This is a genomic window from Streptomyces sp. NPDC088116, assembly GCF_044741745.1.
In the GTDB taxonomy this organism is placed as follows: domain Bacteria; phylum Actinomycetota; class Actinomycetes; order Streptomycetales; family Streptomycetaceae; genus Streptomyces.
In genome coordinates this window covers 252452-277219 of record NZ_JBIUTF010000009.1, presented here as the reverse complement: position 1 = coordinate 277219, position 24768 = coordinate 252452, and the positions used below count along the sequence as shown (strand labels likewise).

The following is a 24768-nucleotide window of genomic DNA, read 5'->3' as shown; positions in this document are numbered from 1 at the left end:
GAAGGTCCGTCGGCGGGCGCATCACCCCGCACACGTGACGGGCTGGTCGGGCCGGCGACGTTCCCGAGTGGGCATCCGCCAACCGGTTGATCTGCATGGCAGGTCACGGCCCGGTTGTCCATGACCGTGGCGACAATACGGTCATGACACCCAAGGCGGACACGCACGAGAGCACCACATCGACGCGGGTCGTCCTGCTGACGCTCGCGGCGGGCCAGTTCCTGATGGCACTCGACAGCTCGGTCATGAACGTGTCGATCGCGACCGTGGCCGACGACGTGGGCACCACCGTGACCGGGATCCAGGGCGCGATCACCGCGTACACGCTCGTGATGGCGATGCTCATGATCCCCGGCGGGAAGGTCGGCGCACTGATCGGCCGCAAGCGGGCATTCATGATCGGCTGTGGCATCTACGGATGCGGTTCGCTGACGACGGCGCTCGCCCCGAACCTGGCGGTGCTGCTGGTCGGCTGGGCGTTCCTGGAGGGGGTCGGGGCGTCGCTGATCCTGCCCGCGATCGTGGCGCTCGTCGCCGGGAACTTCACCGTGGAACGCCGCCCCAGCGCCTACGGACTCGTCGCCGCCGCCGGGGCCATGGCGATCGCGGTGGGGCCGCTCATCGGGGGTGTGGCGACGACGTACTTCTCCTGGCGCTGGGTGTTCGCCGGTGAGGTGGTGCTCGTGCTCGGCATCCTGGTGCTCGCCCGGCGGGTCGCCGACGCGGCGCCCGCCAAGCGTCCGCGCGTCGACTTCGCCGGGGCCGTGCTCTCCGCCCTGGGGCTCGGGATCTTCGTGTTCGGCGTCCTGCGCTCGGACCAATGGGGCTGGTTCCGTCCGAAGCCTGACGCTCCCTCGTGGCTGGGAGTCTCGCCGGTCGTATGGCTGACGCTGGCGGGTCTGTTCCTGATCTGGGTCTTCCTCCGCTGGGAGGCCCGGCTTGTCGTACAGGGCAAGGAGCCGCTCGTGGACCCCGAGCTGCTGGGGAACAGGCAACTCACCGGCGGCCTGACGATGTTCTTCTTCCAGTACCTCGTACAGATGGGCGTGTTCTTCGTCGTACCGCTCTATCTGTCGGTGGCGCTCGGCCTCTCCGCGCTCCATACCGGCGCGCGCATTCTGCCGCTCTCGCTGACGCTGCTGGCCGCCGCGATCCTGATCCCGCGACTTCTCCCGGACGTCTCACCGCGGCGGGTGGTGCGGCTCGGGGTCTTCTCCATGTTCGCGGGGGCCGTCGCCCTGATGGCCGCGCTCGACGTGGACGCGGGCGCGGAGATCGTCACGATTCCACTGCTGCTGATCGGACTGGGAATGGGCGCGCTGGCCTCCCAGCTCGGCTCGGTCACCGTGTCCGCGGTGCCCGACGAGCAGAGCGCGGAGGTCGGCGGCATCCAGAACTCCGTCACCAACCTCGGGGCCTCGATCGGTACGGCACTCGCCGGGTCGATCCTGATCGCCACGCTGACCACATCGTTCCTGACCAGCATCGAACAGAACCCGGCGGTCCCGGCCGAGGTCAAGAGCCAGGCGAACGTCAAACTCCAGAACGGCGTGCCCTTCCTCTCGGACGCCCAGCTCAAGACCGTCCTCAACGACGCCGACGCGAACGCCGACGTGACCGCCGCCGCGCTCGACGCGAACGCCGCGGCGAGACTCGACGGTCTGCGCGCCGCACTCGCCGTCCTCGCACTCAGTGCCCTCATCGCACTGTTCTTCACCCACCGGATCCCGACGGCCCAGCCCGGTTCGACCGGGCTGTAGCGGCGGCCGGCGAGGTAGTCGGCGACCCTACGCGGACGGGCGCGGCGGGCGCGCTCCTGCTCCACTCCCGCATCCCCGTCTCGGAGTCCGGCGCGGTCGCGACCTGCCTGTCACACCGAAGCGTGTGCGGGGCAACAGGGCCTGGCTCAGGGCGAGTTCGACGAATGGCCGACCGGACTCTACCCGTCGGTAACCTTTGGCTGCCACGATGTGCCCGACCCATCGGCCCCACCCCTCACCCAAGGAGACCGATATGGCGGCACTCGGCCTGCTCAGAACCCTCACCACGACCGCGGTTCTCACCACGATGATCGCGGCGGGCACAGCTCTTCCCGCCCTGGCCGCTCCGCCCGCCCCGGCGGCCACCCCGGCCGCCACCGGCACCGCGGCGGCGGCGAAGCCCGACTACGCGACCTGGCAGGCCGACATCGCCGCTGTCATGGACCAGGCCGACTCCTACGTCGCCGGACGTCTTGCCTCGGTGCCCGCCGGCCAGAAACCCGCCATCGTCCTGGACATCGACAACACCTCGCTGGAAACGGACTATTCGTCAGCCTTGCCGACCCCGGCGATCCGGCGCACCCTCGCCCTGGCGGACTTCGCGCACGACCGCGGCGTCAAGATCTTCTTCGTGACTGCCCGTCCCGACCTCATCCAGTCGGTCACCAAGTACAACCTGACGTCGGTCGGCTACACGGTCGACGGGCTCTACGGCCGGTCGACCGGCGACCTGTTCACGGAGGTGAGCGCGTTCAAGACGGCCCAGCGCGTGAAGATCGAGAAGGACGGCTACACGATCATCGCCAACATCGGAAACAACACCACCGACCTGACCGGCGGCCACGCCGAACGCACCTTCAAACTCCCCGACTACGACGGCCAGCTCTCCTGACCTGAACACCTGACTCACGTCGTCGTTTGCCGGACGAGTGCCGGACGAGTGCCGGACGAGGTCCCGGAACGAGTGGCGACGGTCGCGTCCGGTCGCGTCCCTCAACTCGCCCGCCCTGTTGGTGGTTGGCGTCGAGGAGTACGCCACTCGCAGGAGCCGCAACTACCGGACCGCTACGGGACCGTTCTCGTGGACGTCGAACCCCGCCGGTCCGTCGACCTGCTGCCCGACCGGGAGTTGTCGACCCGGGCCGTCTGGCTGGCCCAGCGGCCCGGGATCGAGGTCGTGTGCCGGGATCGCGCGCCGTTCTTCGCCGAAGGTGCCACCGTCGCCCCCCCGCAGGCACCGGACGGAACTTCGGCATCCGGGCGTGGAACGTACCGACACCGCCCTGGAGACAGTCCGACTGGCCGACTACCGACTCACCGCTTCCTCGGCGTCATCACAACCGGCGAGGAACCTTTGGGGCGCTGGGCGTGATAACGGCCGAGGATCGCACCAATCCGGGCCGGACCGGGCTTGCGTGCCGGACGCGCGCCAGGCCACCCCGAGGACAGTTTCTTCTCACCGTCATCAAGCGGCCGACACCCCTCGATCAGTGACAGAACTCAGAAGTTGGACCACCACCGCTGCCTTGAACAAGGTCACGGGTCATTTCGGGCAGGGACACATCCCGTGAGAGCGGGCATCTGAGCCATTGTCACACCAGGGTGGATGTTTCGCCTTGATCACGGCAATATAGTGGGCATTCTTGCCGGGAAGCGGAAGTGGGCAGCTCTGCGAAGCGCTGAGGCCGGCGATCAATTCAAGCCAGACTCCAAAAGATGAGCGCGACCGATCGGGCGCGAATGGTGCCCGAACGAGATGACGAGCGGGCCCGTTCGGCGCCCGCGCCGAGTAGCCGGCGTAGCTGGAAATCCTTCGCGACCACCGCCTGAAAGGCGACGGCGCGCCCCACGTCACGCTCGGCATCGTCCGCCTGTACAACCTCACACAGGCCGGATAAGAGGCGGTGGCGCTGGTCAACCGGCCTGCCGCAGTCATCTGCGGGACAATTCTCGGCTGCGACCAATGAGGAGGATCCGGGATGGGGAGTTACATGAACCTCAAACCTCCCAAGCCGGTGAAAAATTTGATCACCATCGACAACCTGAGCTCGGCCGGGTCGAACATCTGCCGGCGATCCTGGATGAGGGGCTCAAAACACATCGTCACCCCGTGACCTCCCCTGATTCCCATTGCTGCATCGTTGACACGACTGGGAAAGATCAACCAGACTCAAATCCGGTAGCGCTGATTCGGAGTTATGTGGAACTCGGGAGCAGCGTAACCAGTGACCAGCGGTGATGCCGGGCGATTAGGAGCTTTTGGATAAGCCTCCATTTACCGGGATGTCACTGCACGGCTACGTGGAACAGGAGGTGTGGAGAGGTGTGAGGACGCGCATGCGGAACAGTCATCACATTGACGGGAGCTTGGTCGTTAAATTCCCGTACGATTTGTGCTTCACTTGCGCGGCCGGTGGAGAATCGTGATGAGTGCACACGTCGCTCGTCCACTGGTTCTCAGGCCCTCCTGTCGCCGAGGGTGGTGCGATCCACTATATTTTCCCGTTATTCAGCAGTGGATTTCTGTGCAGTAGCCGACCCTGACCCGGAGTTGCGGTTGCCACTTGCGCCTCATTGACGAGCATGGCGACCCCAGCAGTGGAGGGGACGGCAAACCGACCCGCGCCGGCCCCTCGTGACGGCGGCGGCAGACACCCGCGGCGTGCCACAGAAATAATATGAGTTCGTTCACCGTCGAGTAATCGCGGAGAAAACAGACGCGCAGTGCCATGGACCATGGGTTGACGATTGCCGAGAAACTTGACGCACGCTGAGTGGATTCCCTGGACAGTTGATGGAGCGTCACCTGGCGTGCTCGACTCCGGGAGCGGTCGGCCGAGAACAAGAGGCTCAATTCGCTGATCTCCGGCCGACCGCATTGCGGTCGGTGAAATTCCGTTGCCCCTGATCCGGGCTGTCTTGCCATCAATGCCGATCCGGATGGGCGCGACATCGAGTTCCCGGCCGCGACATCGAGTTCCCGGCACGGTCGCCCCTTCGCACCAGCCCTGCGCCCCCACCGAGAGGAAGCTATCCGTGACCACCCTGCCCGACGTCGTACGGTCCGCGACAAACGCGGTCGCGCACGAACTCACCACAGATTCGCTGCTCCAGCTGGCCAACCGAGAGATCGCCGCGATCCACGTGCGCGGCTATTACCCGATCGAGATCGCGGCCGAGGCCGCCAAAAAAGCAATCAATCACCAGGAACTCGGCCATTACCACAAGCAGTACACCAGCAGTGTCGGTCGTGTCTACATGCCTCACATCGACACCAAATGGGACAAGGAACTGACGGACAAGTACCACGAGCAGGCACTCCCTGCGATTGAAGACGTCCGCTCCCTGTTCCATCCCTACATAGCACCGGTGGACCGCATCCGGCTGGAACTGCAGGAACTGTGGCCGGCGGGCGCCAACCTGCTGCGCCTGCGGGACCGGACCTGCTTCGTCGGTGCCCTCCGCGTCTTCCAGCCGAACACCTCGGAGTTCTGGCCGCACAACGACGCGATTGATCAGGAGACCGACGCCCCCGAGATCGAGGGCGTACTCAACCAGCTCGTCGCCAACATCTACTTGCAGTCCGCGGACGAGGGCGGCGACCTCCAGCTCTGGTTGCGTGAGCCCACTCCGGAAGAGACGGAGCAGATCCTGGAGGTCGAGGGCCTGGACCCGGACTCCATCGAGAAGCCGGCGCTTCAGATCCACCCGGAAGCCGGGGACCTCATTCTCATCAGCCCCCGTCAGCTGCATGCGGTGACGCCGGCCAAGGACCAGCACCGGGTCGGGGCCAGCACCTTCATCGTCACCAAGGGCCCGCAGGAACCGCTCCTGTTCTGGAGCTGACGCACCACCACCAGCCGCCCGGCCACGAGTCGACACCCAGAGGACGACAGTAGATGCTCCCGGCTCACGTCCAAGCGCACGCGAGAGCCCACCCGAACCGTACGGCTGTCGCCGTGGGTCACGATCGTCTGACCTACGCACAGCTCGACGTCCGGGTCTCGCGACTGGCCCGCCGTCTGCGCCACCGAGGCATCGGCCGCGGGCACCTCGTCGGCGTGTACCTGGACCGTACGCCTGAGACTGTCGCCGCGCTCCTGGCCGTGCTCTCCGCTGGTGCGGCATACACGGTGGTCGACGTGACCGATCCGGTCTCCGAGGGGGCGGGCCGTCTCGCCGCGGCCCGCCCCGACCTGGTGCTCGGCGCGGCACCATACCTCGAAGAACTACGTCGACACGGACTCGACGTGGTCGATGTCCACGAGACCGTCCCCGGGGACGCCGGGGAGCCCCCGGAGGGGAGTGTGAGCACCCCCGCCGCGCAGGACACCGCGTATGTGCTGCACACGTCCGGCTCCACCGGGCTGCCCAAGGGCGTCATGGTCTCGCACGCCAACATCAGGCACTACACCGAGTCTTTGCTGGAGCGGCTCGACATCACCGAGCCGCTCCAGTATGCCCACGTCACCACGCTGGCCGCCGACCTCGGCAACACGTGCGTCTTTCTCGCCCTGTGGACCGGTGGCACCCTGCATCTGGTGGACGACGCCACACGGCGCGACCCCGCAGGTCTGCTCCACTATCTGCACGCTGAGGGAATCGACGTCCTCAAGACCACGCCTTCGCACTGGAGCGTCCTGTTCCAGGCTTACGGGCTCGACGGCGCCACCCGGCCAAGGCTCCGGCATCTGTTGCTCGGCGGCGAGATCCTGCCCCTGCCGCTGGCCCGAAGAGTCATCGCTTCCGGCATCACCGCCACGTTGGTCAACCATTACGGCCCGACCGAGACGACGGTCGGCGTCTCCGTCCATCTCCTCACCTCCGAGACCGACCTCGACGCCCTGGGCGACGCGGCGTCGGTACCGATCGGCCGCCCGCTCGGTACGAACCGGCTCTTCGTCCGCACACCTGACGGAGCCTTCCACGAGCGGGATGCTACCGGCGAGCTGTACGTGGTCGGCCCATCGGTCGCGCTCGGCTATCGCGGCGCTCCGGAAGCCACCGCGGCGGAGTTCACCGGGGAAGTGGCCGAGCGACACCCCGGTGCCGGCGTGGCCTATCGCACCGGCGACCGGGTCCGGGCCGACACCCACGGTGTGCTGGAGTTCCTCGGCCGCGGCGACCGGCAGGTCAAGGTGCGCGGTCACCGAGTCGAACTCGGCCACGTCGAGGCAGAGTTGCGACGGATGCCCGGCGTCACCGACGCCCTCGCGATGCTGCTGACCGGCGAGCACGGCCGACTGGTCGCCGTGGTCGGCGCACCGGGTACCGGTGAGCGAGGGGCCTCGTTCCGAGCCCGAGCCCGGGAAGTACTGCCTTCGTACATGGTCCCGGACCGGATCGAGGTACTCGATGCCTTCCCACGGACCGCGAACGGCAAGACCGACCTTGTGACGCTACGTCAGTTGGTCGAGGAGAGCCCCACCGAGGGCCGAAGGAGCCGTTGTTCCTCGGAGGATCCTCTGCTCGACGAGGTGCTGACGGCTTGGCGACGCCAACTGGGGCACGACGACTTCACCCCCCACGACGAGTTCTCGTCGGTCGGCGGCAACTCCATCGATGCCATCCAGGTGATAGCGGATCTGCAGTCCCGCGGCCATCGGGTATCCGCTGCCGCCTTTCTGGCCGAACCCACAGCAGCTGCCCTGGCCACCCTTCTACGGGCGGGCGCCGCGGACGAGGGGCTATCGACCACGGACCGGCCGGTGGTCCCGTTCGTGGCCGAGGACACCGCGCTGTCTCCCGCCCAGGAATGGTTCTTCCGGCAGCACTTCGCCCAGCCCGACCAGTGGAACCAAGCGTTGTTGCTGGACGCCGACCCGCCCGTCCGGCCGGAGATCATGGCCGCCGCGGTGGCCGACGTGATACGTCTGCACCCGTTGCTCCACACCGCATTCCGCCCCGGACCGGGCGGTGTCCGCCGCGTGCTCACCGAGCCCGGCACTCCCTTCACCAGTTCCACCCTGCCCGGCACCGCCGCAGAGGCCGAACGGCACATCGAGGAGACGGCGACCGCCTGCCAACGGAGGATCCGGGTCGAGGACGGCACCCTGTTCCAGGCCCACCTGTTCCTCGGCTCGCAACGGAGCCACCTGTTGCTGGTCGCCCATCACCTGTGCGTCGACGCCGTCTCCTGGCGCATTGTCACCGGCGACCTGGCCCACTGCTACGCCGAACGGCTGCGCGGTAGGGCTCCGTCCCTTGCTCCCGCACCCACCGACTTCGGCGACTGGGCGACCCACCTGCGCGTCCAGGCCCCTGTGCTGGCCGACGACCTCGTGCACTGGGCCGACATCACCACCTCGGCGCCGGCCTCTGCCGCCATCGGCGACAACAGCGAGGGCAACGCCGAGACGGTCTGGTTCCATCTCTCCCGCGCCCAGACCGACGCGCTCCATCGCACCAGGCTGCCCCCTCATGCTGTCCTGCTCGGCGCTTTCGCCCAAGCACTCGCCACAGCGCGCGGCACCGACGAGGTCCTGGTGGATGTCGAGAGCCATGGACGACTCCCACTTGACGAGGCCCTTGACGTCTCCCGCGTTGTGGGCTGGTTCACCTCCACGTTTCCGGTCGGCATCGCTGCCGTCGCCGACGACATGACGGCTACCGTCAAGGCCGCTGACGTCGCGCTGGCGGATGTGCCCCGACTCGGCATCGCCTACGGGCTCCACGGCCGGCCGACGCGCACCGACGTGTGCTTCAACTACCTGGGCACGCTTGCCTTCCCTCAGGACGACGAGCTTCGGCTGTCGCCCTCACGGCACCGGCTCGGCCCGGTCCGCGGACCGGAGAACGACCGTGGTTACGCCCTCAAGCTCACCGCGCGCCTGTACGACGGCCAGTTGGTCGTCGACTTGTCCTACCCCTCACGCCCGCACGACGTCAGGCAGTTGGCCGACCTGGCACGCGACACCCGGGCGCACCTGCTGGAGGCGGCAGGGCTTCCGCCGGAGGAGGGCCAGTTCGTGGTGGAGCCCGGCTCCTCCACGGGTCTGCTCGTCCAAGTCCCGCGCACGCTGCACTTCGAGCAGCCGGCCGGCGGCGGCCTCGGACGGAGCGGCGTTCGTGAGTACGGCACCGTGCTCCTCACCGGGGCCACCGGCTTCATCGGTGCCCACCTCCTGTACCTGTTGCTCACCCGTACCAGCGGCACGATCCACTGCCTGGTCCGCGACCGCGACGGCAGCCCGGCCGCCGAGCGGCTGCGCGAGACGCTCGCCTGGTACCTGCCCGATGTCGACTTCGACCGTTACGCCGACCGGCTCACGGTGCTGGCCGGTGACCTCGCCGAGCCCGCGCTCGGCCTGGCCGACCAGGAGTACGAACAGCTGGTCCGCGAGGTCGAGGCCGTCTACCACCTTGCCGCCGACACCCGCTTGTTCGGCGACCGCGAGACCTTCACCCGTCTCAACACCGAGCCGGTGCGCGCGGTCGTCGCTCTCGCCTCGACCGGTCGGCCGAAGGACCTGCACTACGTTTCCACTCTCGCGGTCTGCGGTACCGGGCCGGAGGGCGAAGAGGCGGTCTTCTCCGAGGAGAACCTCAACATCGGCCAGCGCTTCCTCAACGAGTACGAGCGCAGCAAGTACGACGCGGAGCGGATCGTCCACGAGTTCGCCGCGGCCGGCGGCGCGGGTTTTGTCTACCGGTCGGGCAACGTCACCGGCCACTCGGTCACCGGCCGCTTCCAGCGCAACGGCGGTGACAGCCGGCTGGTCCAACTCCTGCGCGCCGCGGTACAGATCGGCCGTGTGCCCAGGCTCGACGCGCGGACGGTCGCACTCAGCCCGGTGGATGTGGTGGCTGAAGGCATCCTGGCGATCTCGCGGAGCGAACGGGTGCCCGGCGGCACTTTCCATGTCGACACGCACCACGAGGTGCCCTACGCGGACCTGTTCGCCGCCCTGCGCGAGCTGGGGTTTGTCCTGGATCCCGACGAGGTCGCCGACTTCGCGCCGCTGTTCGCGGACCATCTGGCCGACGGCGACGAACAGATCGCTCTGGCGCACTTCTGGGCGAGCCGTCCGGAGCGCAATGTCCGCTACGACCACAGCCGCACCCGTCGCCTGCTCACCCGCCTGGACGTGCTGTTCCCCGCACCGGGCCGTACCTGGCTGCACGCCTGGTTGACCGGCCTGATCGACCGGGGTGAGCTGCCGCACCGACCCGTTACGCCCTCTCCACGAGCCAGCCGATCGATGAATCACAGGGACTCAACATGACAGACCGACGCATCGCAGTCGTGACCGGAGCCTCGTCGGGGATCGGGCGGGCCGTCGTCCGTCACCTCGCCCATCAGGGCGCCCACGTGGTGGCCGCCGGCCGACGCGCCGAACGACTGACGGAACTGGCCGAAGAGCTGCGTACGGCGCCCGGCCGGGCCGTACCGGTGGCCGGCGACATCGCGCAGGCCGGCCATACCGAGGAACTGCTGGCCGCGGCCGAGCTGGAGTGGGGACCGGCCGACGTGTTCGTCGCTGCCGCCGGGCAGGGCCTGCCCGGCACCGTGCTGGGCTCCGACCCGGAGCGCTGGCAGCAACTGCTGGAAGTCAACTACCTCGCCATTCTGCGCCAACTCCGTGTGGTCGGTGCCGAGTTCCGTAAGCGGGCGGAGGCCGACGGCGGCGAGCAAGTGCGGGACATCGTGGTCGTCGGCTCGACCGTCGGCCGGCAGGTGTCGGCAGCGAATCCGGTCTACGGCTCGACCAAGTTCGCGGTGCACTCGCTGGTGGACGCACTGCGGCAGGAGGTGTGCTCCTACAACATCCGGGTGACCCTGATCGAACCGGGCTTCGTACGCTCCGGGTTCCAGGAAGCCGCGGGATACGACGCGGCGTGGTTCGAGGCGATCGCCGAGGAGAACGGGCCGCTGCTGGTCCCGGAAGACGTCGCCGACGTCGTCGGGTACGTGATCGGACGCCCGACGCATGTCCACCTCGACGACATTCGTCTGCGCCCCACTCGCCAGCGGGCCTGACCGGTCGTTCGGCCCGTAAGCCGGACCAGCACGGCCACCGCCCACCGTCGGCCGAGTCACGCTTCTCGCGCACCGGATGACAGCCGCAGTCTCAGGGGCGTACCCGATTTCTCGCGCGGGCGGTCTCGGTGCGCGGGGCCCTCACCGACCCCACAACATCCTGCTGGCCGGGCCCATGGGCATGGGCAGTGCGGAATGGAGTTCCGATGTCTTCGAACGAGAATTACGCCCGCCGGGTGCTTGAGGCGTTGGCGTCCGATCCCGACCGGATCGCCCTGTGGCGGGAAGGCGAGGAGTTCACCGCGGGCCAGTTCACCAAGGCGGTTCTCGCGGCGGCGGAAGTCCTGCGCCGGCACTTCACGGAACGCCGGTCTCCGATGGCGGAAGCCAAGGATCCGGTCGTTGCGGTGCTGACCATCGCCAACAGCCCGGCTACCATCATCTTCCGCTACGCGGCCAACCTCGCCGGGGCCACCCTGGTCCACCTGCACTCCACGAACGCGGTGGATCCCACCGATCAACTGGCTGCCGCCGCCCGGCAGCAGATCCTCAGCAGGACCGGGGCGACCTTCCTGGCAGTCGACAAGGAGAACGCCGACGCGGCCCGCGAACTGTGCGACCGGCTGCCCGAGCCACCGCGTCTTGCCGCACTCGGCGCCCTCGGTCCCGATGTCCTGGACCTCTCGTCGGGCGACCCGGACGCCTTCGACCTGGACACCGTCGAGACCGACCCCGAACGGCCGGCCGTGGTGATCTGCACCAGTGGTACCAACGGCACCCCCAAGGCCGTCACGATGCCCTACCACGTCCGCAGCCGCTACCTCGAGGTGGGCCTCAAGGTGGGCTTCCAGTCCCCGGAACCCATCGTGTACCTGTCGACCCTGCCGGTGAGCAACTCCAGCGGCTCCATCGTCGACCTCGCGCTCGCCTCCGGCGGAACGGTCGTCCTGCACGACGGGTTCGAGGCGGGCGAAGTGCTGCGGGCCGTGGAAACCCACCGCGTTTCCACGCTGACGATCACCCCGCCGCAGCTGTACATGCTGCTCGATCACCCCGACATCGCCACCACCGACCGGTCGAGCATCAGGACCCTCACCTACGTCGGCTCTCCTGCGGCCCCCGCCCGCCTGGCCGAGGCGGTCGAGGTGTTCGGCCCGGTGCTGCTCCAGATCTACGGGACCACGGAGACCAGCCCCATCAGCATCCTGAGCCCGCCGGACCACCTGGACCCGGAACTCCGCCGGACTGCCGGACGCCTGGCAGCCGAGGTCCGCATCCGCGACCTGGATAACGACCGTGACGTCCCGCCCGGCGGGATCGGCGAGGTGTGCGTACGGAGCCCGTCCACCATGCTCGGCTACTGGGGCGAACCGGAGCTGACCGCCGTGACCGTCCGCGACGGCTGGGTGCACACCGGCGACCTCGGTTCCATCGACGAGAAGGGCTTTCTGAGTCTGCACGGCCGGATGGGCGAAGTGATAAAGACCAACGGCATCAAGGTCCGTCCCACGGATGTGGAGAACGCGCTGCTGACCCACCCGGAGGTCGCCCAGGCCGCGGTGTACTGCGTGGTCGACGACGATCGCGTGGAGCACATCCACGCCGCCGTCGTGGTACGGACGGGCGGCACCGCCGACTCCGGGACTCTGATCGGTCACGTCGCCGCCGAGTTGTCCCCGAAGCACGTACCGGCCGTGGTGACGTTCCATGACGCGCTGCCCCTCACCGTGGCCGGCAAGCCGGACAAGCGGATGCTGGCCGCACGGCACAGCGGCGCGGCATGACACCGACCGCCGCGTGCGTACCGGGTACTGGCCGAGTCCGCTGAGCAACACCCCGACCACCCCGCGCTGGTCTTCGGCTCCGAGCGGATCACCTGCGCCGGGCTCTGCGTGCCGCCCGCCGACACCCGACGGCGTCGCGGGACCGCGAGTGTGCGCTCGGGCGGATCGGTCACCGCGGGGACCGCGCGAGGCGTTCCAGCGGGCGTTGGTAGATGCGGTACTTCTTGATCACCCGGGCCCCGGTGAGTTTCATCGCCCGGTTGGCACGGTGGTTGTCGGCCAGCACCCAGGATGCTTCGATGACGGGATAGCCCAGCCGCTGTGCGGCTCGTGACAGCTCCATTCCCATGCGCAGTTCGATGCCGCGGCCGCGATACTCCTCCCGTACGCCCAGGACCATCGCGCGTACCCGGTCAAGCCCTCGGCGCGCCCACAGCAGCCGCACCAGGCCCAGCGGGATGCCCCAGGTGTGCAGACTTCCGTTCGCCGCCGCGAGCGCGGGGGCGAAGTCCGGTACCGCCAAGGCGAAACCGGCCGGCTCGCCGTGCACTTCCGCGACAACTCCCAGCCCCGGCCTGAGGAGTGGCCGCAACTGCCTCGCCATGGCGTCGAATTCACGGTCGGTCATCGGACTGAACCCCCAGTTGCGTTCCCAGGCGGCGTTGTAGATCTCCTTGACCAGGTCCGATTCGGCGCCGAAGTTCCGTGGTTCCAACGGGCGGATCCGGACTCCCCGGTCGCTCCCGGGCGGCAGGAGCCGCAGCAGTCCGCGGTTCTCGTGAACGGTGGCGGGAAGTTCCCAGGCCAGCAGTTCCATTGCCGTGGTGAATCCGCAGCCGGACATCAACCCGGTGTAGTGCGGTGCGTTGTACGGCATGTGGATGGCGGGCCGAAGGTCGTATCCCTCGGTCAGTACTCCGCATTCGTAGTTGGTCGAGAGACTGACCGGGCCGAGCAGCGTGACGAGGTGCCGCGCCCGTAGCCAGGACGCGGCGGCGGTGAACAGCGCCTCGGCCACATCTGGATCGTCGACGCAGTCGAACAGCCCGAAGAAACCGTCCTTCGAACCGTGGAAGAGATTGTGATGGGGGTTGTGAACGGCCGCGATGCGGCCCACGACGTGACCGCCTCGCCGAGCCAGGAAGAACCGCACCTCGCCGAACTCGTAAAAGGGATGGGACCCGCGGTCCATGAGCCTGCGCTGTTCGCTGCGCAGCGGAGGAACCCACAAGGGCTCATGCCGGTACAGGACGTGAGGGAAGCCGATGAACGCCGACCGGTCCGAGCGGGTACGGACCACTTCCACGGCGTACGCGTCAGATCTCTGCATGCCCTCGCAACTCCTCCTCGGCCGATACTCGTCCCGCGCTGCGCAAGCTCAACAAGGCTAGCACGTAGGGTAGTTGAGCAATTACCATTCGTGATGGCATGTGCTATGACTGACTCCGTCACGAGGCACGAGGCACGAGGCACGAGGCACGAGCCACGAGGCATGAGCCACGAGACGCAGACGGAGGGAGGCGGGTCGGCCCGTGAGGCAAGAGCCCTTGAACGGCTTCGACCGCCGGTCGCTGCGGCGCGCACGACTGGTCGTGGCGCTCACCTGCCTACTCGGTCTGCTGGCCTGCTGGTACGCGCTGGGTCTGGCCCGTCTGTTGTCTCCCGGGGGCTGGACCCCGCCGTCGGCCGACTCCGTGCGCGCCGAGGCTCAGCTTGCCTCCGAATTCCACGCCGGGCCGCCGCAGTTGATCCTGCTCGCCACAACGCCGGACTCCGTCGATACTCCACAGGCGACCGCCGCGGGCCGCGGCCTGACCCGTCGGCTGGCAGAGGACCGCCGGGTCGTCTGGGTGAATTCGTACTGGCAGCAGCCGCTTCCGTCCCTGCGTACCGAGGACCGGAGCTCGGCTCTCGTACTGATCCGCTTCCGGGGCGACGAACAGGCCACCCGTGACGCGGCGGGTGACATCATCGACCGGTTCACCGGCACGAGGGGGCCGTTGCGGGTATCGGCGTCGGGCGCGGCGGCGGTGATGGACGAGACGGAGAAGCTGAGCGAGGAGGGCATGCGCTACGCCGAATTCGTGGCCGTGCCGCTGGTTCTCCTCATCCTTCTCTGGGTTCTGGGCAGCGTCGCGGCGGCTCTGCTGCCCGTCGTGGTGGGTGTGGTCGCGGTCGCCGCCACGACAGCGGTCCTGCGCCTGCTGAGCACCGTCACCGAGGTGTCGCTCTTCGCCTTGAACATCACCACCGCTCTGGGCTTCGGGCTCGCGGTGGACTTCAGCCTGCTGCTCGTGAGCCGATACCGGGAGGAGCTGGCCGGTGGCGCCGGAGCGGACCGGGCGCTGCGACGGACTCTGCGCGGTGCCGGCCGCACCGTGGTGTTCTCCGCGGCGACCATCGCGGCTTCCTTGTGCGCACTGCTGCTTTTCCCGCTGCCGCTGCTGAGATCGCTCGCCTACGGCGGAGCGACGGTGGTGTGCGCGTCGGCCGCCGGAGCACTGACGGTACTTCCCGCCCTGCTCATCCTTCTCGGTGACCGCCTCGACTGCTGGGATGTGTTCGCCGGTCTCCGTCGCCCTCACCGCGCCCTGCGGTCGGGCGCGTGGTTCCGGCTCGCGCGCGCGGTGATGCGACGCCCGGTCCTGGTGACCGTCGGGGCGCTCGCCCTCCTCGTCCTGCTGGCAGCCCCGGTGCTGCACGTGCGGTTCGGAATGTACGACGACCGGATCCTCCCGTCGTCCTCACCCGTCGCCGAGACGTCCCAGCGGCTGCGCGCGGACTTCGGGTCGGAGTGGGTGGACGCGGCCGGCGTGGTGCTTCCGGCATCCGGCGCCGGGCGCTCCGGCACGGTGCCCGACCCGGTGCTCGACGCCTATGCCCGTCGGCTCGCCCTGACGCCAGGTGTACGACGGGTGGATGCCAGAACCGGCACGTACCGCGACGGGCGCCGGTCGGCGGCGCCGGACGCGTCGTCCGCCCGGTTCACAGGTCCCGGTGGCACCTGGCTGTCGGTGATCCCGGAGGGCAACGACCCGCTGTCCCCTCAGGGCAGCCGCCTCGCCGCCGGGCTACGCGCGGTGCCCGCGCCCGGACCTGTCCTGGTCGGCGGCCCCGGTGCCAGACTCGCGGACACCGAACACGCCCTGGCCGGCCGCCTGCCCCTGGTCGTCGGCGTCACGGTGCTGGCCGCCTTCGCGCTGCTGCTGGCGTTCACCCGGAGCGTACTCATTCCCCTCAAGGCGCTCCTGCTCAACGCACTTGGTCTGGCCGCCACTTCGGGAGTTCTGGTCGCCGTCTTCCAGCAGGGGCACCTGTCACCGCTGCTCGGTGACATCACCGCGGGCGGCATCACGGACGTGGTCGTGCCGAGCCTGATGTTCTGCGTGACATTCGGTCTGTCGATGGACTACGAGGTGTTCCTGCTGTCCCGCATCGTCGAGGAGCACCGCCGCGGGAGCGACACGGCGACCGCGGTGGCCATCGGTCTGCAGCGCACGGGCAGGCTTTTCACGTCCGCAGCCCTGGTCTTCGCCACGGTCACGGCGGCGCTCGCGCTCTCCTCCCTCGTCCTGTTGAAGGTGATCGGCGTGGGGCTCGCCTTCGCCGTACTGCTGGACTGCACCGTCATCCGCGCCCTGCTCGTCCCGGCCGTGATGCGGCTCGCCGGGCGCGCCAACTGGTGGCTGCCGCGGTTCGGGCGTGAAAAGGACCGTCCTGTCTCTTCAGGAACTCCCGTTCCAGCGGCACTCACGGAGGACCCATGACCACCGCACGCCCCCGTTTCGCGGTCACCGGGGCGACGGGGTTCATCGGCCGGAGGCTGTGCCGGCGGATCATCGATGAGGGCGGCGAAGTGGTCGCCCTGGTACGAAGCACCTCCGCGCACCGGGTCATCGCCGCGGCGGGGGTGCGCCCGGTGACCGGCGACCTCGTCACCGGGGAGGGTCTGCGCGAGGTCGTACGCGGCGCCGACTACGTCGTACATCTCGGCGGCCTGGTCAAGTCGCCCACAGACGAGGGATTTCGCCGGTGCAACGAGGGAGGCACACGCAGACTCGCCGAGGAAGCGGCCGCGCTGACGCCCCCGCCGCCGCTCGTCCTGTGCTCCTCCCTGGCCGCCGCGGGCCCCTCGCACAGGGGCCGGCCGCGCAGGGAGGAAGACCCTCCCCGTCCGGTGTCCCGCTACGGACGGAGCAAGCTCGCCGCGGAGGAGGCGGTTCGCGCACTGTCCGACCGGTTGCCCGCGACGATCGTCCGCCCTCCGATCGTCTACGGCCCGGGGGACCCGGCGTTCGTCCCCTCGCTGCTGCCCATGGTGCGAGCGGGAATTGTGCTCAAGGCCGGGTTCGGTCCGCGCGGATACTCCGTGGTGCACGTCGACGACGTCTGCGAGGCACTGCTGGCGGCGGCGCTCCGGGGCCGCCGGCTCAGTGTGACGCGGCCCGCCGACGGCGTCTACACCGTGTCGGACGGCACCACGCACACCTGGGAGGAGCTGTGCGCGGCGCTGGCGAGGGCACTCGGCCGCCGCCGCGGTCCGCTGGTACTGCCGGTGCCCCTCCCTCTGGTCGGGACGGTGGCCAGGGGCGCCGAGCTGGTCGGCCGTGTCCGTGGCGTACATCCTCCGCTCAACCGCGACAAGGCCGTCGAGCTGCGGAACGCGTGGTGGACCTGTTCCACGGAACGGGCGCGCCGTGAGCTGGGTTTCGTTCCCGCCGTCCGTCTGGAGGAGGGGTTGGCCGACCTGCTGGCGCGGTAGCGGGCACCGGAGCCCCGGTCGTCACGTGGTGAGCGCGCCCTTGAGCGCAGTCCATTCGGCTGACAGAGTCCGGACGGTTTCGTCGATCTGTCGTTCGCTGTGCCGGGCGGTCACGAAGAACCGCAGGCGTGACTGGTGGTTCTCCACCGCCGGTGGGGTGAACGGCTGTACGTTGACGCCGCGTCGACGCATCCGGTCGGCCAGCCGCAGCGCACTGGCAGCGTCACCGGTGACGACCGGCACGACACAGGAACCGTCGGTGCTGAGGCCGGTGTTCAGCCCCGTCTTCCCGGCGCGTTCCCTGAATCGTGCGGCACGGGCACGGGCCGTCGCCGCCAGTGCGGGTTCCTGGCGGAGCCGTTCGAGCGCGGCCAGTGCCGCGGCCGCCGCACTCGGCGGTATGCCGACGCTGTAGAGGAATCCGGGTGTCGTATGCCTGAGGTGGGTGACGAGTGGTTCGGCGCCCGCGATATACCCGCCGCAGCTGGCCAGTGCCTTGGAGAGTGTCCCCATACGGAGGTCCACTTCGTCTCCCGGGACGCCCCAGTGCTCGGCGGCGCCGGCTCCCGTGGCGCCGAGGACGCCCACGCTGTGCGCCTCGTCCAGGTACAGCAGGATGTCGTGGCGGCGCCGCAGCTCGATCAGGGCCGGCAGGTCCGCGAGGTCGCCGTCCATGCTGTAGACGCCTTCCACCGCGACGACGACGCGCTGGTGCAGCGGCCTCTGTTCGGCGAGCAGACGGTCCAGTGCGGCCATGTCGTTGTGCGGGAAGATCCGTCGGCGGGCACCGGAGAGCTGGGCTCCCTGCACGATGCTGTTGTGCGCGAACGCATCATGGACGATGAGGTCGGCCGGGCCCAGCAGATGTCCCAGTACGGCGACATTGGTGGGGTGCCCGCCGACGAGGGCGAGGGCCCGTTCCGCGGTCAGGTGCCGGGCGAGCGCCTCTTCCAGCAGGCCGTGCACCGGTCGTTCCCCGGAAGCCGCGCGGCTGGCCGAGACGGAGGTGCCGTACCGGTCGATGGCCTCCTTCGCGGCCGTGGTCACCACGGGATCCCTGGCGAGCCCCAGATAGTCGTATCCGGAGTAGTTGGTCAGGCGCACGCCGTCGACCACCGTGGTGGCGCCGAGGAGTCCGTCGTGAACGGCGAAGTAGGGACTCGGCAGGCCGAGCAGACGCAGCCGGCCGGCGACGCCGGGGAGCCCGTCGGTCTCCGGCGGCCTCTCGGCTAGCGGGGACGGGACCGGTGGCGGGGACGGGATCTGTTCCGGTGCGAACCCGTGGGCATGGGCCGTGATCCAGTCCGCGATCTCCCGCACCGTGGTCCCGGGCCGCGGTACGCGGGTGAGCGGTGGCAACTCGGGCCATTCATGGGCCAGTTGCTCGGCGAGTTCGGCGACGAGCAGGGAGTCGAACCCCAGGTCGTCGACGAGTGCCTGGTCCGGTCCGAGTACGTCCGGCGGGAAGTCCGACACCCGGGCGATGGCTGCCAGCAGGCGTTCGGTCACGGAGCCGTCGGGCGCCGTGGTGTGCTCGGGGTCGCCCAGCGCCCAGTATGTACTGGTCTCGACCGGACTGGGAGGCAGGTTCACCAGTCGTCCGGCGCCCACGGACGGCGGCCGCCGCGAACCGAGCAGGCGCCCGGCCTCCAGGGGTGGTGGTCCGCCGCGGCCGCGCGGGAGGGAGCCGGGGCACCGGAGCCATGCGCCCGGCGGCGCGGCGGTGTCGTCGCGCAGTGCGCTCGCCAACTCGCCCAGCCGCTCCGACAACTGGGTGCGGGTGGCGGCGGCCACCACGGCTCGGGCCCGCAGCGGAGTCCGCGAGGCCAGGGTGTACGCGACATCGGCGAGCGCCGGCGGCTCCGGCTCGCCCAGTGCCCCGGCGAGCCGTTCGGCGTACTGGGCGAGCAGAGTGCCCGATCCTGCGGTCAGGAGAAACAGCAGGCCGTCGGCGTCCTGTGAAACCGCTCGTCCCGCCGACGGCTCCGGGGCCTGCTCCAGCACCAGGTGCACATTCGTGCCGCCGAATCCGAAGGCGCTGACACCGGCCCTGCGCGGCGCGTCCCGCTCGGGCCGCCAGGCCCGTGGCTCGCGTGTGATCGCGAACGTGCCCCCGTCCGGGAGCAGCGCGGGTTCGGCCTGTTCACAGCCCGCTTGCGGCGGAACGACACCATGATGGACGACGAGGGCCGCCTTCAGCAGACCCGCGATGCCCGCGGCGGAGAGCGTATGGCCGATGTTCGCCTTGACCGAGGAGACATAAGCCGGCGGCCCGGCGGGCGATCCCGACCGGAGGTCACGCAGTGCGGCCATCTCCACCGCGTCGCCGGTAGGGGTGGCCGTGCCATGGCACTCGACGAACCCCACGCTGCCCGGTGAGACGCACGCGTCGTCGTAGGCACGCTCCAGACAGGCGGTCTGTCCCTTCTTGCTCGGTGTCATGGGTCCGCTGGAACGGCCGTCGTTGGTGCAGGCGCTGCCGCGGATGACCGCGTACACCCGGTCGCCGTCGCGCAGGGCGTCGGTGAGTCGTTTGAGGACCACCATTCCGGCGCCCTCGCCGAGCACGAATCCGTCGGCACGCCGGTCGAAGGGGCGGCAGACGCCGGTGCGGGACATGACGCCGATGCGGGAGAAGCCGATGAGATTGTCCGGCACCAGATTGAGGTAGACCCCACCGGCCAGGGCCACCTCGCACTGACCGGCGCGCAGATGCGTGACCGCCTCGTGCACGGCGGCGAGGGACGCGGAGCACGCCGAGTCCACCACGAAGCTCGGGCCGCCCAGATCGAAGACGGAACTGACGGATGCCGCCGCCATGTTCAGCAGCGTGCCCGGCACGGTGTAGGCGTTCATCGGCGCGACCGCGTCGGCGGCGGCCGTCAGACGGTCCGCGTCCGCCGCGTCCACGCTCCCGAACTCCCCCTGGGCGAGCTGACGGGCCCGGATCCGGGAGGTCAGCATGTCCTTGTACTCGGTCACCGAGGCGCCGACGTAGACCCCCGTACGCTCCCTGGGGAACGGGCCGCGTTCCAGTCCCGCGTCCTGCAGCGCCACCCGGGTCAGCTCGATCAGCAGCCGGTGCTGAGGGTCGGCGACCTCCACACGTCGTGGAGGGAGTCCGTAGTGCAACGCCGCGAAGGAGCGTACGTCGTCGAGGTGAGCCACCCGGTCGGTGTAGGAGCCATCGGGATCGCGGGGGTCCTGCGGGCGGTGGAACGGCTCGTGATTCCACCGCCCGCCGACGGGGCCGCCGACCACGACGCCGCGGTGGATGAGCCGCCAGTAGCCATGGAGGTCAGGCGCCCCGGGAAAACGACAGGCCATACCGGTGATCGCGATCGGGACCATGGCTCAGCCCTCCGTGCGGGTGGAGGCGCCCGATGCCGGCCGGACCGGGACGGAGAACAGGTCCTCGCGGGTGAGCCCCAGCGCGGCCAGCAGGGGCAGCACCACCTCGGTGAAGAACACCCTGGCGTCCACCCCCGCCGTACGCATGACGGCGGTGCGGTGGGCGTAGTCGGGCAGCAGATCCTGGGCCGGCATGCGGAAGGTGCGTACCACATGCGCGAGATCGGTGAGTGTGCCCGCGCGGTCGACGTCCAGGTGCAGAGCGAGCATGCGTTGGTAGAACCGGGCGTGCGCCATCTCGTCCCGCCCGATGAACCGGTACACCTCGGCCAGTACGGGATCGCCCGTCCGTCGCGCCAGCTCTCGCTGCTTCTGGTAGATCACGAAGGTGGTCAGCTCCTGCACGGCGAGGTAGAGCGTCATCTGCCGCGGCTCGCTGTGCGGTGCCCGCCACCGGCGGGCCATGATCTCCTCGGCGTAGTCGTGCAACTGCTCCTCGGTGCGCTGCCCGCTGCGGCGCAGATACTCGCGCAGCACCAGAGAGTGTTTGGCCTCCTCGTAACCCCAGTTCGCCGCGAACCACGCCTGGCCGTAGTCGCCGGCCAGCAGCGACAGATGCTCGCGCAGATAGTCCGGGAGGAACATCTCCACGCCGCAGAACGTCTCGGCGCACAGCGCGAGCCGCTCGTCCCTGGGAGCCCCGTCGAGCCGCTCCCAGGGCACATCCTCGAAGAGATTCCAGCGACGGGTGCGTTCCGCCCGTTCGAAGAACGACATGTACTCACGGTGGAACGCCTCACGCAGCGCACGGGAGGTCATCGAGTGCCCGCTTGCCGCTCCGGGGCCGCCGCCATGAGCACCTCGCAGAGATCACCGACCGTACGTACGCGTCCGAATGCCTCGTCCGGCAGGCGGAGTCCGATGCTGTGCTCAGCCACCGTGATCATTTCGAGGAGCTGTACGGAGTCGAGGCCCAGCGCCTGCAGTTCCGCTTCAGCGGTCAACGGTCCCAGCTCGTGATGACTGACGTGTTCACCGGCGCTCTGCAGTACCGCGAGTGCCTCGGCACGGTTCATGCCACTCTCCTGATCAGTCGATACGCCGCAGCGACCACTGGGCCAGGGAGTGGTACCCCTGCTCGAAGGCGCGTATACAAAAAGTCAGATATCGATCGAAATCGATAAAAAGTTCATCACCCCACGTCGCGCGGATGAGCATCTCGTTCCGCCGCAGGCGTGCGCGCCAGTGGCCACAGGTACGCGCGTAGTCCGAACGGCGTGTACGGAGGCGGACGATCTCCCAGTACGGGCCGACCGCGCGCACGATGTGCTCCATGCGCGGAGCGAATCCGCCGGGGAAGACACGGCGGCTGTACCGGCCCAGTTCCCGGATGTCCGCGATGTCGCGCGGGACGCGGTCGCCCAGGATGTGCTGGAGGGCGAAGGAAGCGCCCGGCACAGCCCATTCCCAGGCCCTTCGGAAGTAGTCCCGGTAGACGTCCACCGCCTCGCCGGCGCGGACCTGCTCCGGTCGGCACGCGTGCTCGATCATGCAGATCGAGATCAGCGCGTCGAACCTGCCCGGTGGCTCGTAGTCGCGGTAGTCCACACAACTGACCGTCACGTTCGGCAGGTTCAGCCGCTCGATCTCCGCGTGCTGATCGCGGGAGAGCGTGATGCCGTGCACATCCCCGACCTGTCGGTCGACCGCCAGATGCGCGAGAGTGCCGCCCCAGCCGCACCCGATGTCCAGCACTCTGGAATCCGGCCGGACCTGGGCGTACTCGTACATCACGGCAAGCTTGGCGAGCTGCGCGTCGTGCAGGTCGTCGGTGTCGTCGAACACCGCGCAGGTGTAGTGCAGTTCCTGACCGAGCCACAGGCGGAAGAAGTCGGGGCTCACTCCATAGCTGATGTCGATCTCAGCCGCTGTGGACATCATGTGTCTCCGCGTGCGGTTTCGCGACGGCCGGTTGTCCGGCGAGGTATCTGCCGCGCATCTCCTGGCGGCGCGGTTTCCCCGACGTCGTCCTGAGGATCGTCCCGGGCCCGGCTGTGACGACCTCACCGATGGTCAGCGCCAGGTGCTCTGCCACGACTTCCCGGATCGCGCTGTCCAGCCCGGGTGCGGCGTCCGGGTGGCACTCCACGATCACGACAACCTCTTCCGTGGACGACGAGGGCCGGGTGAAGGCCACCACGCCTCCGGCGCGGGCCCCGGGCACCGCCTCCACCAGCCATTCGAGGCGAGTCGGGTCGATATTGCGGCCGTTGACGACCAGTACGTCCTTCACCCGCCCCGTGACGTGCAGTTCGCCGTCCGCGAGATAACCCCGGTCCCCGGTACGCAGCCAGCCGTCCTCGCGGAAGGTCCGCGCGGTGGCCTCGGCGTCACCGACGTACCCCGCGGCGACCGAGGGACCACGGACCCAGATCTCTCCGACGGAGCGGTCGGGGCTCTGCGCCCCGAGACCGTCGACCACAGCGACCTCGTGCCCCGGAAACGGCCTGCCGCAGTTCATCACCTCCAGCGGCTCTTCCTCGCCGGCGGGCGGAACCGCCCGGTCCGTATCCCGCAGGACGGCAGGTGACACGGCGTCGGTCCGTGCACCGCGCCCCCGCGTCCCGAAGGTCACCGCGAGAGTCGACTCGGCCAGCCCGAAGCAGGGGAGCACCGCGGCCGGATCCAGTCCCGCGGCCGCGTACACCTCGGTGAACCGACGGAGCGTGCTCGCGTTGACCGGCTCTCCTCCACAGCCGAGGACGCGCACCCGTGACAGATCGAGACCGGCGATGTCCTCGGGACGATTCCGCCTGGCGGCGAGCCCGAAGGCGAAGTTCGGAGCGAAGGTGATGGTGGCCTTCACCCGGGACATCGTGCGCATCCACACCCCGGGGTCGCGGACGAACGCCTGCGCGGGCAACAGGGTCACCGGCACGCCGACCACCAGCGGGGCGAGCACGAATCCGACCAGCCCCATGTCGTGGTGGAGCGGCAACCAGCTCACCGCCTGATCATGGTCGGGGTCGGCGGCCAGCCCGTCCCGCATGATGGCGTGCGCGTTGGCGTTCACCGCACCGGCGGTCGCGGCCACCGCACGAGGACGGCCGGTGCTGCCACTGCTGAACTGGAGATACACGATCCGGTCGGGACAGTAGGGGACAGGCTCCCGCGGACCGGCCGCCTCGGCGGTACCGAGGAATTCGTACGCGTATGAACGGGGGCACGGACGCAGGCCGGACAGCAGCGGCAGTGTCGCCTCCGGTGCGACGACGATGCGCGCATGGGCGACGGTCAGGGCTTCGTCAAGTGCCTCGCGCCAGGCGTCTCGGCGCCCGAGTTGAGGCGGCGGAGGAACCGGCACCGGCACAAGGCCGGCCCAGACGGCCCCGAGGAACGCGTGCACGAAGGGCCCTGGCTCACCGGCGACAAGCGCGACCCGATCCCCTGGGTCCAACCCGGCGGCGACCAGCCCACCGGCCGAGGCGCGCACTGCCGCGAGCAGTTCGGCGCGCGATAAAGAGACCATCTTTCCGTCCACGCCGACATACGCATGAGCGAAACGCGAGTCCCCCTCGTACATCTGGAGTGTCGATGTGATCCATCGGTCATGCACCGGGCACTCACCTTTCAGTCCTTCACGGAATTCAGGTGGCACTCATGATAGTCAGACGGTCCCATTCCGAGAAGTGAACCAAAATCCTCATAATGAAGTATTCAGCCATGGACCGATTAACCGATAATCATTCGCGGCAGAGGGTTCGGCCGCACAGTCATTGATGCCTACGCACCGCTTGAAGCAAGCAGGCTCCCCCTTTGTCTCGTCGATCAAGAAGGCCAACACGGCGTACAAGAGCGGCAACTTGACCGATTCCCGGATAGAGGACGTCAATCGCGCGGGCGGTCTGTGAACGAAGTGGGCCAGCCGCAATACCCGTGACACAGCATTCAGTTCGGCCACCTGAAGGGCGAAGACGCGCCCTTTCGGCCCCATGGCCAGCGGTGGCATGCGCGTGCGTGATGCCCCGTCCTCATCTCCGAGGAGCGAGCGCAACACAGACCACGATCGCCGGTTGGCCAAACCGGCGCCGTACGCTGCGGAGGGCGCCTGACAGGTGTCCTGCCTGTCAG

Annotated in this window: 14 protein-coding genes; 8 read left to right on the top strand and 6 right to left on the bottom strand. The window is 68.9% G+C overall.

Annotated elements, in window-relative coordinates; translation table 11 throughout:
• Nucleotides 1-143: 143 nt before the first annotated feature.
• From ACIOJD_RS32030 to ACIOJD_RS32005, 6 genes are all read left to right on the top strand, one after another.
• Entirely contained in the window at nt 144-1760 is a 1617-nt protein-coding gene (locus ACIOJD_RS32030; protein ID WP_401919711.1) for an MFS transporter, read from the top strand.
• A 253-nt stretch (nt 1761-2013) separates the two neighbouring features.
• Nucleotides 2014-2652: an HAD family acid phosphatase gene (locus ACIOJD_RS32025; protein ID WP_401919710.1), complete on the top strand. Its 639-nt coding sequence runs from the start codon at nt 2014-2016 to the stop codon at nt 2650-2652.
• A gap of 2144 nt (nt 2653-4796) precedes the next feature.
• Nucleotides 4797-5606, top strand: a complete 810-nt coding sequence (locus tag ACIOJD_RS32020; protein ID WP_401919708.1) for a 2OG-Fe(II) oxygenase — start codon at nt 4797-4799, stop codon at nt 5604-5606.
• 53 nt (nt 5607-5659) lie between these two features.
• Complete coding sequence (locus tag ACIOJD_RS32015; RefSeq protein WP_401919707.1) at nt 5660-9985, top strand: amino acid adenylation domain-containing protein; 4326 nt, start codon at nt 5660-5662, stop codon at nt 9983-9985.
• Nucleotides 9982-10740 carry an SDR family oxidoreductase gene (locus ACIOJD_RS32010; RefSeq protein ID WP_401919706.1) on the top strand — a complete coding sequence of 253 codons (759 nt, stop codon included), beginning with the start codon at nt 9982-9984 and terminating at the stop codon, nt 10738-10740. The genes ACIOJD_RS32015 and ACIOJD_RS32010 overlap by 4 nt, the downstream gene beginning before the upstream one ends.
• A gap of 206 nt (nt 10741-10946) precedes the next feature.
• The gene (locus tag ACIOJD_RS32005; protein ID WP_401919705.1) at nt 10947-12524 is read left to right on the top strand and encodes a class I adenylate-forming enzyme family protein; all 1578 of its coding nucleotides are present in this window, start codon (nt 10947-10949) and stop codon (nt 12522-12524) included.
• Between the two features lie 169 nt (nt 12525-12693).
• Here the strand turns inward: ACIOJD_RS32005 and ACIOJD_RS32000 are convergent, their stop codons facing one another.
• A complete protein-coding gene (locus tag ACIOJD_RS32000; RefSeq protein WP_401919703.1) occupies nt 12694-13854 on the bottom strand; it encodes a GNAT family N-acetyltransferase in 1161 nt (386 codons plus the stop codon).
• A 202-nt stretch (nt 13855-14056) separates the two neighbouring features.
• On the opposite strand from ACIOJD_RS32000, the gene ACIOJD_RS31995 reads away from it, so the two are divergent.
• Nucleotides 14057-16291 (top strand): MMPL family transporter, encoded by a 2235-nt coding sequence (locus tag ACIOJD_RS31995; RefSeq protein WP_401919701.1) that lies wholly within the window; start codon nt 14057-14059, stop codon nt 16289-16291.
• A complete protein-coding gene (locus tag ACIOJD_RS31990) occupies nt 16288-17286 on the top strand; it encodes an NAD-dependent epimerase/dehydratase family protein (RefSeq protein WP_401919700.1) in 999 nt (332 codons plus the stop codon). The genes ACIOJD_RS31995 and ACIOJD_RS31990 overlap by 4 nt, the downstream gene beginning before the upstream one ends.
• 21 nt (nt 17287-17307) lie before the next feature.
• On the opposite strand, the gene ACIOJD_RS31985 is transcribed toward ACIOJD_RS31990, so the two are convergent.
• Genes ACIOJD_RS31985 through ACIOJD_RS31965 form a run of 5 tightly spaced genes read right to left on the bottom strand, consistent with a single transcriptional unit; the run spans nt 17308 to nt 24253 of the window.
• Nucleotides 17308-20637, bottom strand: coding sequence for an aminotransferase class I/II-fold pyridoxal phosphate-dependent enzyme (locus ACIOJD_RS31985; protein ID WP_401919698.1), 3330 nt, complete (start codon nt 20635-20637; stop codon nt 17308-17310).
• A 3-nt stretch (nt 20638-20640) separates the two neighbouring features.
• Nucleotides 20641-21456, bottom strand: a complete 816-nt coding sequence (locus tag ACIOJD_RS31980; protein ID WP_401919696.1) for an acyl-ACP desaturase — start codon at nt 21454-21456, stop codon at nt 20641-20643.
• On the bottom strand, nt 21453-21713 hold the full coding sequence (locus ACIOJD_RS31975) for an acyl carrier protein (protein ID WP_401919694.1): 261 nt from the start codon (nt 21711-21713) through the stop codon (nt 21453-21455). The genes ACIOJD_RS31980 and ACIOJD_RS31975 overlap by 4 nt, the downstream gene beginning before the upstream one ends.
• 13 nt (nt 21714-21726) lie before the next feature.
• On the bottom strand, nt 21727-22575 hold the full coding sequence (locus ACIOJD_RS31970; protein WP_401919692.1) for a class I SAM-dependent methyltransferase: 849 nt from the start codon (nt 22573-22575) through the stop codon (nt 21727-21729).
• Nucleotides 22559-24253, bottom strand: coding sequence for an AMP-binding protein (locus ACIOJD_RS31965; protein ID WP_401919691.1), 1695 nt, complete (start codon nt 24251-24253; stop codon nt 22559-22561). Before ACIOJD_RS31965 ends, ACIOJD_RS31970 begins: the two co-directional genes overlap by 17 nt.
• Nucleotides 24254-24768: the final 515 nt, after the last annotated feature.

Excerpts from the sequence above, each read along its gene's own strand:
- ACIOJD_RS32030 (WP_401919711.1), top strand. The coding sequence starts at position 144 with ATGACACCCAAGGCGGACACGCACGAGAGCACCACATCGACGCGGGTC.
- ACIOJD_RS32025 (WP_401919710.1), top strand. The coding sequence starts at position 2,014 with ATGGCGGCACTCGGCCTGCTCAGAACCCTCACCACGACCGCGGTTCTC.
- ACIOJD_RS32015 (WP_401919707.1), top strand. The coding sequence starts at position 5,660 with ATGCTCCCGGCTCACGTCCAAGCGCACGCGAGAGCCCACCCGAACCGT.
- ACIOJD_RS32010 (WP_401919706.1), top strand. The coding sequence starts at position 9,982 with ATGACAGACCGACGCATCGCAGTCGTGACCGGAGCCTCGTCGGGGATC.
- ACIOJD_RS32005 (WP_401919705.1), top strand. The coding sequence starts at position 10,947 with ATGTCTTCGAACGAGAATTACGCCCGCCGGGTGCTTGAGGCGTTGGCG.
- ACIOJD_RS32000 (WP_401919703.1), bottom strand. The coding sequence starts at position 13,854 with ATGCAGAGATCTGACGCGTACGCCGTGGAAGTGGTCCGTACCCGCTCG.
- ACIOJD_RS31990 (WP_401919700.1), top strand. The coding sequence starts at position 16,288 with ATGACCACCGCACGCCCCCGTTTCGCGGTCACCGGGGCGACGGGGTTC.
- ACIOJD_RS31985 (WP_401919698.1), bottom strand. The coding sequence starts at position 20,637 with ATGGTCCCGATCGCGATCACCGGTATGGCCTGTCGTTTTCCCGGGGCG.
- ACIOJD_RS31980 (WP_401919696.1), bottom strand. The coding sequence starts at position 21,456 with ATGACCTCCCGTGCGCTGCGTGAGGCGTTCCACCGTGAGTACATGTCG.
- ACIOJD_RS31975 (WP_401919694.1), bottom strand. The coding sequence starts at position 21,713 with ATGAACCGTGCCGAGGCACTCGCGGTACTGCAGAGCGCCGGTGAACAC.
- ACIOJD_RS31970 (WP_401919692.1), bottom strand. The coding sequence starts at position 22,575 with ATGTCCACAGCGGCTGAGATCGACATCAGCTATGGAGTGAGCCCCGAC.